The 15,594-nt window shown below is 37.9% G+C and carries 13 protein-coding genes; all 13 read right to left on the bottom strand.

Features of this window, described 5'->3' with window-relative positions; all coding sequences use genetic code 11:
• Positions 1-35: 35 nt before the first annotated feature.
• The 13 genes from ACFFRD_RS28950 to ACFFRD_RS28890 all read right to left on the bottom strand — a co-directional run bounded on the left by ACFFRD_RS28950 (position 36) and on the right by ACFFRD_RS28890 (position 15,551).
• Positions 36-1,205, bottom strand: coding sequence for a DegT/DnrJ/EryC1/StrS family aminotransferase (locus ACFFRD_RS28950; protein WP_392479106.1), 1,170 nt, complete (start codon positions 1,203-1,205; stop codon positions 36-38).
• Positions 1,206-1,315: 110 nt separating this feature from the next.
• Positions 1,316-2,494 carry an ATP-grasp domain-containing protein gene (locus ACFFRD_RS28945; protein ID WP_392479104.1) on the bottom strand — a complete coding sequence of 393 codons (1,179 nt, stop codon included), beginning with the start codon at positions 2,492-2,494 and terminating at the stop codon, positions 1,316-1,318.
• A 109-nt stretch (positions 2,495-2,603) separates the two neighbouring features.
• Positions 2,604-3,683, bottom strand: coding sequence for a FemAB family protein (locus ACFFRD_RS28940; RefSeq protein WP_392479102.1), 1,080 nt, complete (start codon positions 3,681-3,683; stop codon positions 2,604-2,606).
• 39 nt (positions 3,684-3,722) lie between these two features.
• Positions 3,723-4,610, bottom strand: coding sequence for a phytanoyl-CoA dioxygenase family protein (locus ACFFRD_RS28935; RefSeq protein WP_392479100.1), 888 nt, complete (start codon positions 4,608-4,610; stop codon positions 3,723-3,725).
• Between the two features lie 77 nt (positions 4,611-4,687).
• Entirely contained in the window at positions 4,688-5,794 is a 1,107-nt protein-coding gene (locus ACFFRD_RS28930) for a DegT/DnrJ/EryC1/StrS aminotransferase family protein (protein ID WP_392479098.1), read from the bottom strand.
• Between the two features lie 176 nt (positions 5,795-5,970).
• Positions 5,971-6,627, bottom strand: coding sequence for a sugar transferase (locus ACFFRD_RS28925; RefSeq protein ID WP_114081662.1), 657 nt, complete (start codon positions 6,625-6,627; stop codon positions 5,971-5,973).
• Positions 6,628-6,680: 53 nt separating this feature from the next.
• Positions 6,681-7,985, bottom strand: coding sequence for a hypothetical protein (locus ACFFRD_RS28920; protein WP_392479096.1), 1,305 nt, complete (start codon positions 7,983-7,985; stop codon positions 6,681-6,683).
• Positions 7,963-9,216 carry a glycosyltransferase family 4 protein gene (locus ACFFRD_RS28915; RefSeq protein WP_392479094.1) on the bottom strand — a complete coding sequence of 418 codons (1,254 nt, stop codon included), beginning with the start codon at positions 9,214-9,216 and terminating at the stop codon, positions 7,963-7,965. The genes ACFFRD_RS28920 and ACFFRD_RS28915 overlap by 23 nt, the downstream gene beginning before the upstream one ends.
• A complete protein-coding gene (locus ACFFRD_RS28910) occupies positions 9,216-10,409 on the bottom strand; it encodes a glycosyltransferase (RefSeq protein WP_392479093.1) in 1,194 nt (397 codons plus the stop codon). Before ACFFRD_RS28910 ends, ACFFRD_RS28915 begins: the two co-directional genes overlap by 1 nt.
• A 43-nt stretch (positions 10,410-10,452) precedes the next feature.
• The gene (locus tag ACFFRD_RS28905) at positions 10,453-11,652 is read right to left on the bottom strand and encodes an O-antigen ligase family protein (RefSeq protein ID WP_392479091.1); all 1,200 of its coding nucleotides are present in this window, start codon (positions 11,650-11,652) and stop codon (positions 10,453-10,455) included.
• A 15-nt stretch (positions 11,653-11,667) separates the two neighbouring features.
• Positions 11,668-11,988 (bottom strand): hypothetical protein, encoded by a 321-nt coding sequence (locus ACFFRD_RS28900; RefSeq protein WP_392479090.1) that lies wholly within the window; start codon positions 11,986-11,988, stop codon positions 11,668-11,670.
• A complete protein-coding gene (locus ACFFRD_RS28895) occupies positions 11,969-13,207 on the bottom strand; it encodes a lipopolysaccharide biosynthesis protein (RefSeq protein WP_392479088.1) in 1,239 nt (412 codons plus the stop codon). The genes ACFFRD_RS28900 and ACFFRD_RS28895 overlap by 20 nt, the downstream gene beginning before the upstream one ends.
• 307 nt (positions 13,208-13,514) lie before the next feature.
• Entirely contained in the window at positions 13,515-15,551 is a 2,037-nt protein-coding gene (locus ACFFRD_RS28890) for a polysaccharide biosynthesis protein (protein ID WP_392479087.1), read from the bottom strand.
• Positions 15,552-15,594 lie beyond the last annotated feature (43 nt).

Raw genomic sequence — 15,594 nt, 5'->3', positions numbered from 1 at the left:
CAAAAGAAATAAGATAGATAATTTGTCAAGCCAAGCTACCGATTAAATAGAGACATAGAAGTAGGACTTTTAGAACTATTATGGTGAACTGCTAGAATTTCACTAATCACTTGCTCCAAATCTTCGTCTGTAAGATTAGAACCCGAAGGTAGGCAAAGACCGTGTGTAAATAAATCTTTAGCGACTGTATCTCCAATATATTCACACTCAGCAAACACAGGCTGGAGATGCAAAGGCTTCCATACAGGACGAGTTTCAATTTGCTGTGCGGCAAGTGCGATGCGGACTTGTTCTCGATCTGCTCCAAAAGTTGCTGGATCGATTGTTAAACAGGTTAACCACCGAGTAGCACAGCCAAAAATAGCTTCCGGCATAAATTCTATGCCTGGGAGATTTCCTAAAACCTGTTGGTAAATTTTAAAGTTGCGTCTTCTAGCTGCCACTCGCTCATTTAAAAGACGTAATTGACCGCGACCAATACCAGCTAAAACATTGCTCAGGCGGTAGTTGTAACCAATTTCCGAGTGTTGGTAATGGGGAGATGAATCACGTGCTTGGGTTGCTAAGAAACGGGCTTTTGCTACCAATTGTGGATCGTCGGAAACCAACATCCCGCCGCCGGAGGTAGTGATGATTTTATTGCCATTAAAGGAGTAAATGCCAATGCGCCCAAAAGTTCCGGGGGAACGCTCTTTGTAGGTAGCACCTAAAGCTTCAGCTGCGTCTTCAATTAAAGGAACGTCATATTGATTGCAAGCTTTTAGGATGGGATCGATATCTGCACTTTGACCATACAGATGCACAAGTACCACTGCTTTAGGCAATCTACCAAAACGTGCGCGGTTCTCTAGCGCTTCCTGCAATAAGTCAGGATTCATATTCCAAGAAGTGCGATCGCTATCAATAAATACTGGTTTTGCTCCTAGGTAAGCAATTGGATTGGCGGTAGCTATAAATGTCAGGGTAGAGCAAAAAACTTCATCTCCAGACTGGACACCTACTAACCGTAAAGCCAAATGCAGAGCTGCTGTACCAGAACTAACAGCCGCCGCATACCCAGCCCCAGTTTCTTGACAAAATTCTTGCTCAAAAGCATTTACGTGTGGGCCTACTGGTGCAATCCAGTTAGTATCAAAAGCTTCTTTGATGAGTTCTAGCTCGCGATCGCCCATGTGTGGAGTTGAGAGCAAGATTGGTTTAGTCATGATTATTTTCAGTAGTTTGGATTATCTGATAAGGCTGCAATAATTCAGATTTTTTCATGAGAAACTCCTCAAAGTATTGTTGATGACTTAAAAACCTTTACACTTACTTGTTATTTAACATTTTGTAATTTCTGAGATTGCAAAGAGAATATACTTTTCATATTTTGAAGTAACTTCTGTTTAATAAGCTTATAAAATAAGAAATGGAGTATACCACTTGGATCTGATAAAAAATATTTAACATTCGTATCAAACAAACTATATTCTAAAGAGCCGTTGAAAGCATCTTGAATAAACCTATGGAATTTAGCATAATATTGTTCTTTATAGGAAATCTTCTCAAAATTGATGTTATTTGATAGTAAATATAAAATATACGGAAAGTTTACACCAACTGAGAGAGAACCCATTAGAGATTGCCAAAACCGTGGATTGATTTCAATAACATTAATTTGCCCTGTCTGAGAATTATATCTTAAGTCTAAATTAGCAACACCATTCCATTTAAGTACATTCATAGTTTTTGTGACTATATCAATAACAGCAGAATCATGAACAAACTTCAATTTGTCAATTTTGGGAGTAAATCCTTTTGTTAACCCTAATTGCTGTTGTATTGTGTAAGCAAGAACTTGCCCATCCTGACAAAGAACACTACAACCTATGTCATGACCAGGTACATATTTTTGAACAATATAGGCATCGTTGGGATAGTTACAAAGAGCCTGAAAGTTTTCTTCTTCTAAAGACTCAAATTTTTGTATATTTTTTCCACCACTGCCATCAACTGGTTTGAGTATTACAGGATAATTAAATTGGCTAATATTCTCAATCTCTTTAAGTAAAACTGTTTCAGGTGTTGGAATATTATGTTTTTTTAATAAAAGGTGCAACTTCCATTTGTCAAAGGCTGTATCTAAATTTTCTTCACTTGGTAATGCTACTACTCTACACAATTTTGACAATTTATCTCTATATTTTGAAACAAACTTGAAGCTTTCTTCAGAAGCCGGAAATATAATATTTATTCCTTGAGTTTCGATTGTCCTAATTACCTCATCTAAATACTTTATTGAATTCATCCTATTTTTCGAAATAACTAAACTATCAATATATGCCGAATGCTTGTAAAAATATAACCATTGATTCTCATCTGATACTTGGTCTGAAGAGACAATCACATTTATCTTAAATTCACTATTAGCTTTTTTAAGACAGCGTATTGCATAGTACGCGAGAGGATTGTTGCATGGATCGGGAATTAAAACGGATGGTTGTTGAATTTTCATTGACTATGATTTATGTAAATTTTCAAAACTTAAATACTAGAAGCATTATCAAGCTTAATTGCTTAACCAATATGAAAAATGAAAAGCATAATTTTCCGATCGTGGTTATTCAATGTGAACGATAAGCAGGAAAAAAGTCTGATTCCAATAATTCTGATGCTGTTTTACCTATAACTTTCGCTCTTAAGTCCACCAATTTATAATATTTTTCCTCATTAATTATTAAGCGTAATGTTAAAAACTTGTGAGTCAGTTGAGAGAAACCCGCTTTGAAAATATATAAACTATCCTCATTTGAACTACCAACTCCACCCCCCAAGTGCAAAAATTCATTACCGCGTTTCTGTGCCCAATATCTTGCATAGTCGGTTTCTAAACTACCTGGTGATAAATGAACAAACTGATTTCTTGTTCCCCCAAGTGTGCTTTGCACAATTCCACAACATTCTGTATATAAACCAACACAAGCTATCTGATGTTCGTGTTCAACAATGCATAGATGAAGACTAACACCTAACAAATCATTCATTTGAGTAAAATATTCGGAATTAAAGGAATAGTATCCTGTCGTTGCATTGACACGTTTCATGGTTTCTTCATAGATTGCAACAAATTCGTCCAAATAATCTTGGAATGGAACCATCTTGGCAATCATTCCGAGGCGCTTACACTTGTTAATTGTGCTACGATGACCCTTTCTGGTGTGAGTCCACAAGTTAGAAAGCCTCAAATCAACTGAGACTGTTTCGCCTGTAAGTTTCAAAGTTTCCGTTTGAGAGACTTTGGTGAAACTCTCATTGAGAATTGGATGCAAACGAAAGAAAGCGGAGCATATTCCCCTAGAGTGAAATTCCTGCTTCATGATATCTAGAGCAGTATCTAGAAATCCTGGTGTGTTAAGAGCTGTTTCACTGAGCAAGATTCCCGGATAGCCATAGGGGGAAACAACATCAAAAATATCTGCTGATTGTAGTCCTTCAAAGAGGATATCATTACATTTTCTGAGTAAATAAGGGACAAAAAACTTTTTTTCACCTTCAGTTATTAATATAGCTTCGGGGATAGTATCAGTTCTTTTAGCTTCTAAATAGCTGTACTCAGGCAAATGGTAAAAATCATGACGAATTTCTTGCAGGGTTTTTAACCACAAATCATTTGTTAATTCTATTATTTGTACTTGCAAATTCATCTTATTTTCCCAAGTTATTTGGTTATATTTGACTATTTTTTATCTATCTTCTGTTGACCACAAAACAGGAAATATTGCTGGATCACTATAATCTGGATTGCCGTTGGGCAGTTTGCGACAGATACTGTCAAGAAAGTGATGAATTTGTTCTTTGTTATTCCAAAAAGGTTGATGGTGATTGGCATAGTCCTGTAAATATAAAGCAAATGCTAAACGTACTGAATTGCTGCAATTGGGATAGCTACCGTGAATAGTACAACAGTGGTGAAAGCTAACTTGACCTTTGTTCAGGATGATAGGTACTTCAACAATTTCTCGTCCTTTTTGGGTAAATTTCTCTTCTATCTCTTTGAGATTCTGGTTATTGAAGAAACGCAGATGTTCAGTATCTGACCACTTATGACTACCATCAAGAACAACGAGTGGTGCTTTCTTTTCATCAATATCTTGGAAAGGTATCCAAGCGGAAAGCATTTTTTTAGAGGTGCAGTTAGAAGAATAAGAGTAATCGGTATGCCAGCCAACTACGCCTCCTTGATCGCTAATCGTGATGGGTGCCTTATAGATTAGCGTATCTTCAAATAATCGAATTTCTGTAGTTCTAGCTAGTTTCGCGGCGATCGCCCCAACAATTGGCTGAAGAACGAGCTTGCGTAGTTCTTTTTTCCGATAAGAAACGTGTTGATTATTGCGTACAGCGTCTCCATCTCCAGGCTTCCAATCGCTGTAACCAGTACTATAGGGAAGTCTTGCGTCTCGCTCTCCGCGATAAAAATTTTCACTACCTGCGATCGCTTCATCTATAATCTCATCAGGTATAACTTTTTTGCTAATAAACCAGCCGTGTTCTTCATAAAAAGCAATATCTGACTCTGTGGGTAAAAGAGCTAGCTGATCTTGTGATAATTTGTAAGTAAAAGTTTTCATGTAATATATCCTGCTTACTTTCAAAACTTCAAAAAATTGTGCGAACAACAATAAATTATTGAATTTTGAATTACTTTTCATCCTCCAATCATAGAGATAGCAAGATTATCATATTGTTGAAAAAATTCTCGAAATTTCGCTGCCACACGACTAATATCATCTAAAGAGTAACGTTGATCTGTTGGTATTGTTAAAATGCGTTTTGACAAATCTATTGCTAAAGGGTCATTAGATGAATTTTCTGGCGTTTGCGGCCAATGAATCGGTGGAAATATGTTTTGACTTATTAAGTAGTTACGTAAAGCTTCTCGATTTTCTGAATCTTTACAGACAATTATACTGTTGAATGGCACAGAACCATTGGGCCAAGAGGTAAAAAGGGGTGTCCAATTAGGATGGTTTGTAATTGATATCCAAGCTAAAAATTGTTTGACATTTTTTTCCCTTTTTCGCCTAAATTCTCCAATGTTTAGGCAGTTTAAAATATTAGAAGTAAAAGTTGAAGCTGCATAATTAGTTTCGCAATCAAGCTCTTCCTCACTTTCAATCTCTAGTCGCCGATAGATATCTTTCGAGATATTTGCACCACTAATATAAGCTCGTTTTAACAGCATCGCAGTCAGCTTTTTACAACTAGCTGGTGATTCTGAAGAAGCTTTTGGCAACTTAATATTTTGGGGTGACCAGATAATACCTCCATTTGGGATTGGCAGAGTTTTACGTAGAGAAGCTATAGCATAGTGAGCATTACTTTGCTGTGCCCAAGAAGAAAAAGGGTCGTGGCTATGGTCTTCAATTAAGATAATCTCATTATGTTTAGATAGCCAATCTTGCCAACATTTTCTTTGTCTAACCCCAAATAAGTTAACTGCTAAAACTAAATCACCTGGGAAAGTATTGAGGGAGTTAAAATCTGGGGATTCTTCAGTTGGCAAATCTCGATACCAACATATCTCAAAATATTTTTTGAGTTTTGTTGCAAAATCCATGCATGAAAAAGATGGCAAATGCAGTCGTAGCTGACGGACTTGATTCTGATTTAATAGATTGTTGAGAGAAATCAAACAAGCTGTACCAGTGGAAAAAAGTTCATATAGCTTAGGTAGGAAATTGTTAGTTTTAGATGCCATTAAAAAGTCATTTGACCAATCAAATTCAGAACCTACTTCCCATCCTTTTTCCATAAACATTTACCTGAAATAATAGTATTTATTACAAGAAATTTCTTTCGTTATTGTGAAGCTAATCTCTTGTCTTGACGAAGTTATGAAGCGTTAGCGAGTTCACGAGCTTCGAAAAACCTCACTCAGACTTTTCTCAGTCTTCTGCCTTATTTATTGAGAGTTTGTACAATAATATTTCATACTTCTCTAGTACTACCTTGAAATTCTTCACCTGTAGCGTAGCCTTCTTGGCTAATATTCTCTTTTTTCAAAACTTTGAACAGAGTTAAAACCAGAATTTTCAAGTCCAACCATAGATTCCAATTGTCAATGTACCAAATATCTAATCTGAATTTCTCTTCCCAACATCCATCTAATAATCGGCGACCATTGATTTGCGCCCAACCTGTGATACCCGGTTTGACATTGTGGCGACGTGCTTGTTCGAGGCTGTAACGGTCAAGATACTGTACCAGTAAAGGACGAGGGCCCACCAAACTCATGTCACCCTTGAGGACGTTCCAAAGTTGTGGGAGTTCGTCCAAACTGGTTTGACGAAGAAATTCACCAAAAGGCGTGAGGCGTTTCTCATCAGGGAGAAGATTACCTTTGGCATCGCGTTCATCCGTCATAGTGCGGAACTTGTAAAAATTGAAAATACGAGCATTTTTACCGGGACGGGGTTGGATAAAAATAACTGGATAACCCATACGGAGATAAATAGCGATCGCAATTATCAATATCACTGGAGAAAGAGCTAAAAGGGCGATCGCTGCTACAAATCTATCTAATATAGACTTGATTAATCTGCTACTTTTTATAGAAATATGTTGCTGTAAATATTTGCTGTTCATAGCTATATTCTTCACTTTTGTCAACTAAAATCAGTAATCAAGGTATATAACTTTTATCGAAAAAATTGAGCGCAGATACTTTGCTTTTCCCCTTTCAAGACTTTGCTGCTACTGCTGCTAGCAATTTTGAAGATATGTACACCAAGTGGTTGAAATTCGGTATTCAACACTCCATCGTTAAGCGGAACTGTCTTGTTTTCAAATAGAACAGTTGCTTCGGTGGGCGTATTAGGAAGACCAGTAAAACTAACCGAAACAGGTTCATTTGCTGAGTTGACGGCAATAACGTAGGTAGATTGATTCCAAACAGTTGTCAGGAGATTAATAGAAGGAAAGCTGAGTGGCTGTTTCATACCATAGGTGTAGAACTTCTCTGTCCTTCTTGGCCCAGCGATAATCTCAAAGCTCACATTATCTAGCCTCGTGCCATACAAGATAGCCGAGCCCAATTGCTCTGGCCCTACGATCTCTCCAGCAGCCTTATGATATGTTTGCAAAACACTTTCTAGATTTGGATGGTCGCGCTCATGCCAGTAAGAAAAAATGAGAATCCCCCTAGCACCAGATACAATAGACTGCCAGAAATCGTGATAGGCCCCTTCATTTGTGGCGATCGCATTGCCCGATTCGTGAAAAAGTTCCAGAATTGCTACAGGAGTTTTTTCTCCATTCAGATAATCAGGGCCTATTTTGGCTTTTGCTAGCTTGATCCCCTTTAGTGTGGTTTCCATCCGCCATCGCACCCATGCATGTGGCACCCCTATATAGTTTGTGTAAACACTGGAGGGAATGATATCCAAATAAGGTACATACTGCTGGACACTTGTAGCATCATAGTGACCGGGGATGTACATATAATTTGGTCGCTTTTTTGGGTCATATTTGCGTGTCCAACTCGCATAATTGGTGACTATCGCCATTTCTCCATCTCTCCAATAGCGCCGTTCTTCAGGAAATTCCCACCACGCTACTCGATCGCTCTTAGCAAGAGCAGTTATCTTCTTTGCCGCTTGCACTTCTGGTATCGGCTCAGATTTACCTGGCAGGCTGGCAAGAGCAAGCATCTTACCCTTAGCTACAGTCTCAAGAAAAGAAGGGGTAAAATGATATGTCTGGGCGATTTTCCATCCGAATTGCCGCACCCTCTGCATATCTTGTGCTTCGTGTATGGAGTATAGTCCTAACGGAAATTGCTTACTCTTAGGGTATATATCTTGTCCAACAACTTCTGTATTTGTTGCCGTAAAGACGACGGACGCAACAACAATTCCAACGGCTGCTATTAACTTATCAGCACAACGTAAGAATTTTATTTTTGACCAATGTTTCCACTTTTTAAATGCCAGAATGTGTTTCATTTAAAACCTTCTGAAAAACATTTGCTAGTTTCTTGTACAAAATATCCCGATCAAACACTGTGTCTGCAAGTTTTCTTGCAGCAGCCTGAGCGCTTTGCAAGCACTCAGAGCTATTTAAAAATTTTGCAAGTTGAATTGCAGCAATTTTTGGATCGTTGCTAGAAATGCTAATACCAGCACCAGACTGTTCGAGAATTTCTTTTTGCCAACCGCCATAGTTAATTACGACTGGACGGCCTGCTGCTAGGGCATCAAAGAATTTATTAGCTGAATTATGCTCCATCTCAGGAATTGGCTTAAACAAGGAGGTGGCAACGGTACATGCAGAAAGAAGTGCTGGCATTTCAGCTTTGGGAATAGGTGGCCACATCCAGAAGTTTTTTTCCAAAATCCCTAATTGACTACTAGCTTCTCTGACTTCACTTTCACAGGCACCTGAACCAACCACCAGAAATTTAGCTTCAGGTATGATATTTCTCATGTGACTTGCTAAATAAGCCAAGTAGTTGACTCCATTTATATGCCCCAATGTACCGGTGTAAACAATCAAAGGCCCGCCAGATAATTCGGGATGCTGGCGGAGAAACTCTAATCCAATTGTTTCTGAAATGTTAAAACGTGCATTATCGCAAGCATTAGGAATCACTTCTACTTTCTCAGCAGGAATACCCTGTTTGACGATGCCTTCTTTCATGCCAGGAGAAAGCGCCACAATATGAGAAGCATTTTGATAAGCTATCAGTTCTAATTGCCGAGCCAAAAATATAGCTAATGGTGAGCGTACAGCTTTCATAGCTATTGGCATTTCTGGCCAGAGGTCTCTGACTTCAAAAACATAAGGAGTGCCATGTAACCATTTTCGCAATAAAGCTGGTATTGCAATAGTAAGCGGTGTGCTAGTAGCAAAAGTGAGGTCAGCTTTTTCTTCTCGCAGGACTTGTAAAGAAGACCTTACAGCAAAACTCAAAAATGCCAAAATTCTCCGCGAGAAGCTCATGTAATTACTGTACTTCAAAGGAATAACATTTAATTTAAAACTAACATTTTTGGTGTTGAACAATTTCAGGATATTAACGGCGGGAATTCCATGAATTTCCGAGTCACCGCAAAACATACAAACTTGCCATTTATCTTGGACAAGACGAGTCGAAAACTCCCAGGATCTTGTGCCTCCAGAAACTGTGGGAATAGAAAAATATTGATGTAAATAAATTAATGTGCGAGTATCCATCAACGTTGAACCTCTAGAGAATTATTTGACTTAACAATTACATCTGCAATTTTGTAATTTGGATGCAATAAGTTGAAATATTCTTGAAGTGACTGCTTGCCAATCTGGTTCCAGGAATATTTTTCTTCTACTAAATTTCGTGCCGCCTGTCCTCTTTTTGAAAGTTCTAATCGCGCGGCTAAAACATCTTGCATACCTTTAGCGATCGCTGCTGGAGTATCTTCTACAGACCATCCAGCCCCAGCTGCCTCCACTTCGCTTGCCATATTAGTACCAGGTGTGAGTAGACAAGGTATTCCATAAGATAAAGCCTCTAATACTGCTATTGGATGTCCTTCAAAGCGAGAGGTATGTATAAACAAATCTGTGCTTTGGAAAACTTCTTGCTTTGCATCTCCCAAAACTGGCTCGTTGAGATGAACAATATCTTGAATTTGATATTTATTTATCATCTTCTCAAGTTTTATTTTACTTCCAGCTATATTAGAGCCATATAAAAGTATCTGAACTGTTGATTGTCTCAATTTTTCTTGTAACAGCGCACAAGCTTCTAATAGAAGATCCAATCCTTTATGGTTGATATCTAGCCTTCCTAAAAAGACAAATTTTAATTGTGGTTTACTCCCTGGGTATGCCAATAGTTTACGTTGCGGCATAGGGACTCCATTCCCAACTATAAATACAGGATGACTCCAGGTTTTTTTCACATCTATAGATTCTTGTTCATTTAAACAATGCAAAGCAGCAGAATTTCGCACCATCCAGTTAAAAAATAAAAAATTGCCTACCTTCTTCTTCAGTTGTTTTTGCTGCTGCGCTCTCTGTGTCATCCCACCTTGAGGTGTAATTATATAGGGAATCTTGCGTTGCAAAGCCTCATATACGAGTGTAATATGCTTCAAAATATAGGTACTTTGGAAAACAATAAGATCGGGTTTATTCAATGGTTCTGGCATTGAAGCTAAACTTGGATAAAGAGGTAGATCATTTATATAAACAACTGGATATGGCTCAGTATTTTCATAGCGCCCTAGTGTAGAAGTAGTCAAAAGTCCAGTTTGCACTCCTAAATTTTGCAGGGCATTCACTAATGGCGTTACAGCAGGTGTTAACCCAGTAATTCGATTGTGCGTAATTGGCGCAACATATAGGATAACAGTTGACCGTATTTGATATTCATTAAATTCATGCATAAAAGTGATTTTCTCCTATTCAAACTATAGATTTGAATTTTTGTCAGACTCTTTGATTTTTTGTAGATATAGTAGGAACTTGGTTGTGTATCAAATTTGGCAGTGCAAATATTAGGCTTATAATTGAATAGTTGTCATATAATGTTCCAGAAAATAGCGAACCTATATAAATTGGTGAACAAACTATAGTTATAATTTTCCAGTTTTTATTTAATTTCCCTTTCCATAAAAGTATTCCATACATTGCCGTAAATCCTATAAGAATAACACAGGGTAAAAAGCCACCATTATATAGCAGGTCTAGATAAATATTGTGAGGATAGGAATATATATATTGGCTTCCTTCTCCGAATAAAAAATTATCTTTTATAAAAAAAGATGTCAAATTTTGCCAATATCCTTCCCTGACTGCAATAGAACTAGAGGAGGCACCACGGTCATAAAACCAAAATACTCTAGAATCAATAATAGATTTAGAAAAACTTGAATTTATAGCGAGTAAAAAGGGAGCAAATGTTATAGCTATACTAGCAAACTTTAGCCAATTTAATCTGATATATAGTACTGTATAAAAAAAAGATAATGTCATAATAATTCCTACTATTGTTGCACCTCTAGAACCTGTTTTAACCATTAGAGACAATGCAATAACTAAACAAAATATCGTAGTGATTAAGCTAAGTATTGAAATTTTTTCTTTTTTGCTAGAGTAATTTTCATGAACCAATACGAGATTTAGCAAGAAAATAGTTCCAATAATTCTGTAGTAAATATTGGGCCCAAATATAAAGGATTGTCTTGGCTCGTTTCCAGAAAACTGTTGAGATAATACTCCAAGAAAAATTAGTGTCATGGCAGGCAGCCATCGAACTATCTTACAACCTGGACTATTACTGAGCAATCGCTCGATTACATGAGTGCCAAAAACAAGAATATTAACATATAGAATTCCTGATATAGCGCCAAAATAATAGTCAAAATTGTATTGATAAAATTGAATAAAAATAGGTAAAAGAGCGAGAAAAATGAATATTTGAGCAGAAATTTCTGCTGGGCTTAAAATAAAGTTTCTTCTCAGGACAAAAACTATTGTCCAAAAAACAAAAAATAAAGGAATTTCATACACCGTTTTATTTTCTCCAGGAAATGTCGAACAAAAAATCAAAATTAAGTCAATAGGTAAAAGAATTACGTTATTCCAAAAATCCTGATTTAATGTTTTTTTAATGATCATATTTGACATTAATTTGTACCAATATTATGAGTTTGAGAACACACAAGGTAGTCCTGCTGCGTACTCGTGTAAGATACGTTTGGAATTAGGAGCGTAAAACCAGGATTGTGACGGATGAGAAGATAGAATAACCTTGCTACCAAGGGCACGGATTTCTTCATCGTAAGGGCCGGGCTGGGCTGTGTTAACCAGAAAATCCATCTGGAAGCGATCGCGATCAATGTGCCGCAAAATGTACATTAGCCAGGTTTCGATTCCACCCCTGTTCATCCCTGCAACAATATGGAGGATACGTATTGAATGCTCATCGACCTTCTGGATATCTCTAGAGTTTGTGTAGTGCATAGAAGATAACTCCTAAACTAAAAATTGTTTGAACAATAGTTGCAATAACTAGTGCGATCGCTGCTCCTAACAATCCCAAACTGGGTAGCAGCAATAGACAGGTTATCGTTGAGATAGTTAGTACAGTCGCAAACAAAGGTATTTGGATGCGAAAGTACTGACATGCTGTCATTCCATAGCTCAGGAAAGACGATACATAGTTAATTCCAGCTGCAACCATCAACCAGACAAACAAATTTGTTTGCTCGGCATATTCAGGTTGATACAGAAGAGTCAGGATCTGATGTCCAGCTACAACAGCTATCAAAACACCTGTTCCGCCCAATAAAGCAGCGATTCCTACCAGCTTGAGTAGGAGTGTATGGAAAGCAATAGCATCTTTAGCCGCGTAATACTTAGCTAGTCTAGAAATGCTTGACTCTCCTAGGGCATTTACTACGATGTTTCCTGCCACCATCAGGTAGGCAATGGCTGCAAAAATCCCCAATTCCCGCTCACCTAAATATCGTTCAATAAAGTAACGGGGAATATTGGTATTGAGTGAAATTAGCATCATCACAAACCCCAGAGGCAAACAGAGCCATACCAGCTTTACTAGGGTTTTTCGATGCCAACGCGGTTGCAATTGTGACCTGTATAGCATCAAGATACCACTGCGAATGTCCCAAGCGACCAACACCACTGCCCAAGCAAAGACCAACCCCGCCACTCCCCAGAGAATATGGCCAGACATATATACTCCAATGCCCAGTAGTAGCAGTGATAGAGGGCCTTTAATCATCAACGATGTTGCAATCCGATCCATGCGTTCATGCTGCTGAATCAGTCCATGAAATATGTCACTAATAGACTCGAATGCCTTTGCCAAGCCCATCAAGAAGATAACTAGAGATGTTTCCCATCGAAAGCCGCCTAACAAACTAATAACCGTAATGATCGCAAGTGCCAAAGCTGTCGAGATTAATCTTAGCCCCAGGTAATCGCTAAAAGAATACTGTTTTCTGGCATCTGTTGCTTGGACAATTCGCAACTGAAGATTTGTAAACATGATTATAGGTGCTGTGATCGCCAGCCCCAAGGTAAACTGTCCTACCATCTCTGGACTGCCAAGTTTAGCCAGTATCACCAATATTCCCCACTGGCAAGCTGCATAAACTAAATTACCGGCGAAAGTCCAAGAAAAGTTGCCGCGCAGTGTTAGTGGCTTATGTTGTTGCATCTGCTTTAGTCATTAACCTCATCCAATTTTGCAGTTTGATACCAAACACAACAAATATTTTCTGTAGAAACGAAATCCAAAAGAGATTGGCCTGTATAAATTCCAATTGACCATTTAGTTTGTCTTCTTACCAAAGTTATTGCTAGTTCCTTGAAAAAGGAAAAATATCTCTTTTTTAAGTTAAATACTCTATTTATTTTTCGTAATAAGCCGTGAAAGCCATAGATCGTTTCCATGTTGATTATCTAAATTAAAGGTAGAGTTATTTGATGAATTAGCCATCGACTTAGAGTCCAAATTCTCTATTTTATTTAGCTCCTCCCGATTCCACTTTCGCAAGTTTGTTTTTATTTAAATATGTGATTAAAGCACTACTCTTTAGACTGTTTCTTCGTTCATTATTTTCTAAATACTTAGGTTTGTATCCTGACACCAGTTGTTCCAGTAATAACATGATGTATTTAATATCATTTTTACCTGCTGCGGCACACAATTTTTCTACAGTCATGGTGAGATTTTCTGAAACAATCCGACTGCCATTTTTCACTACTATCAATTTTTCATGTTGAGTTTGTTCGTACTCTTCTCCCTCGATAAACAGTTCTTCAAATAACTTTTCCCCAGGTCTTAAGCCTGTAAATAAGATGTCAATATCTTTATTTACTTCATATCCCGAAAGGCGAATTAATTCTTTAGCCAAGTCAACAATTTTTACAGGTTCGCCCATATTCAGCATTAAGACTTCACCACCACGACTCAATACCGCAGCCTGTAAAACAAGTTGCACTGCTTCTGGGATGGTCATGAAATAACGACAGATATCGGGATGGGTAACGGTTACTGGGCCACCTGAAGCAATTTGTTTTTTGAAAGTGGGAACTACACTACCACGACTACCCAAAACATTGCCAAAGCGCACAACAACATAAGGTTTACCGCTTTCTTTTGCAGCTTGCAGCACTAGCATTTCGGCAACTCTTTTACTAGCACCCATGACACTAGTGGGATTAACAGCTTTATCTGTGGAAATCATCACGAAGTTTTGAACATTGTATTGCAGCGCCATATCCAATAAGTTTTTTGTTCCAAGCACATTGTTAGTGATTGCTTCTGATGAATTTAATTCCATAAGAGGAACGTGCTTATGAGCAGCCGCATGAAAAATCACGTTAGGTTGAAATTGTTCAAAAGCTTGTTTTAGGCGAATGCTATAACGAATATCGCCAATAAAAGTATAAATACGAGGGGTGTATCGCTGTACTTTCCCATCATTTTTGAGTATTTGGATCAGTTTTTCTAACTCTTGTTGGATATTAAATATAGAATTCTCCCCATGTCCCATAAGTATCATTTCCGCAGGATGACACTTGAAAATTTGACGGCAAAGTTCACTACCAATTGATCCTCCTGCACCTGTAATCAGTACTGTCTTACCTTTGAGAAATTTATGCACTTGCTCAACATCAGTCTGTATGGGTTCTCGCCTGAGCAGATCCTCAATCCTGACATCTCGAATGCTATCTACCCGCACACGATCGTTGAGGATTTCATATATTCCAGGTAAAGTACTAGTTTGTATTCCAGTTGCTTTGCAAATATCTACGATTTCTCGAATAACATGGCCAGCAACCGTAGGCATGGCAATGATAACTTTGTGGATTTGGAGAGATTTCAAAGTATCAGGAATTTGGTGGCGATTGCCTACGACTGGAATACCACGAATTCGGACATTTAATTTCCGTGGATCGTCGTCAATGAAGGCAACAGCATGAAAGCCTAGTTTAGGCTTGCTTTGCATATCTTGCACAAGGGAAACTCCGGCATTACCAGCACCAATAATCAGCACCCGCTCTCGTGGATTAAATACTCCTTGACGTTGGATAAATCTTTCTACAACTCGAAAACTGAAACGTAACATTCCTATGAAAATACATGACAGTAATCCATCAATAAATGGCAGCGATCGCGGCAGGTTATCTGTTGCAAAAGGCAATATGTGATTAAGAAGATTAAATGTCATGCTTTGGATGACTATTGCACCTACCATCAACATGGCTATATATGTCAGTTCCTCAACACTGGCATAGCGCCAGTATCGCCTATAAAAACCAAAACTCCAAAATACAATTAGTTTAACTAATAAAAATAATAGAGTTGCGATTCCTAGTTGTGATATGTCTGCTTGAATATCGAGAGAGCCGTCTAAACGGATAAGCAGCGCTAATAAAGGAGTAATTGAAAAAATAATGATATCAAAAATTAACAAGTGCGTATTTTTTAGCTCTAGCAGCTTTGTTAATAAATTGGCACTAAATTTTTGAAAGATTCTAAGTAAGAATTTCATAGTTCAAAAGACCTCATGAGCAAGCTACAGAATCATCCATTTT

The organism is Nostoc sp. C110 (genome assembly GCF_043099725.1).
In the GTDB taxonomy this organism is placed as follows: domain Bacteria; phylum Cyanobacteriota; class Cyanobacteriia; order Cyanobacteriales; family Nostocaceae; genus Nostoc; species Nostoc muscorum_A.
Note: the sequence above shows the minus strand (reverse complement) of the source record. Positions and strands in the feature narration are given on the sequence as shown.

What these genes read in the sequence shown, in the direction of transcription:
- ACFFRD_RS28890 (WP_392479087.1), bottom strand. Translation starts at nt 15,551, where the DNA reads ATGAAATTCTTACTTAGAATCTTTCAAAAATTTAGTGCCAATTTATTA.
- ACFFRD_RS28945 (WP_392479104.1), bottom strand. Translation starts at nt 2,494, where the DNA reads ATGAAAATTCAACAACCATCCGTTTTAATTCCCGATCCATGCAACAAT.
- ACFFRD_RS28940 (WP_392479102.1), bottom strand. Translation starts at nt 3,683, where the DNA reads ATGAATTTGCAAGTACAAATAATAGAATTAACAAATGATTTGTGGTTA.
- ACFFRD_RS28930 (WP_392479098.1), bottom strand. Translation starts at nt 5,794, where the DNA reads ATGGAAAAAGGATGGGAAGTAGGTTCTGAATTTGATTGGTCAAATGAC.
- ACFFRD_RS28895 (WP_392479088.1), bottom strand. Translation starts at nt 13,207, where the DNA reads ATGCAACAACATAAGCCACTAACACTGCGCGGCAACTTTTCTTGGACT.
- ACFFRD_RS28950 (WP_392479106.1), bottom strand. Translation starts at nt 1,205, where the DNA reads ATGACTAAACCAATCTTGCTCTCAACTCCACACATGGGCGATCGCGAG.
- ACFFRD_RS28900 (WP_392479090.1), bottom strand. Translation starts at nt 11,988, where the DNA reads ATGCACTACACAAACTCTAGAGATATCCAGAAGGTCGATGAGCATTCA.
- ACFFRD_RS28925 (WP_114081662.1), bottom strand. Translation starts at nt 6,627, where the DNA reads ATGAACAGCAAATATTTACAGCAACATATTTCTATAAAAAGTAGCAGA.
- ACFFRD_RS28935 (WP_392479100.1), bottom strand. Translation starts at nt 4,610, where the DNA reads ATGAAAACTTTTACTTACAAATTATCACAAGATCAGCTAGCTCTTTTA.
- ACFFRD_RS28905 (WP_392479091.1), bottom strand. Translation starts at nt 11,652, where the DNA reads ATGTCAAATATGATCATTAAAAAAACATTAAATCAGGATTTTTGGAAT.
- ACFFRD_RS28910 (WP_392479093.1), bottom strand. Translation starts at nt 10,409, where the DNA reads ATGCATGAATTTAATGAATATCAAATACGGTCAACTGTTATCCTATAT.
- ACFFRD_RS28920 (WP_392479096.1), bottom strand. Translation starts at nt 7,985, where the DNA reads ATGAAACACATTCTGGCATTTAAAAAGTGGAAACATTGGTCAAAAATA.
- ACFFRD_RS28915 (WP_392479094.1), bottom strand. Translation starts at nt 9,216, where the DNA reads ATGGATACTCGCACATTAATTTATTTACATCAATATTTTTCTATTCCC.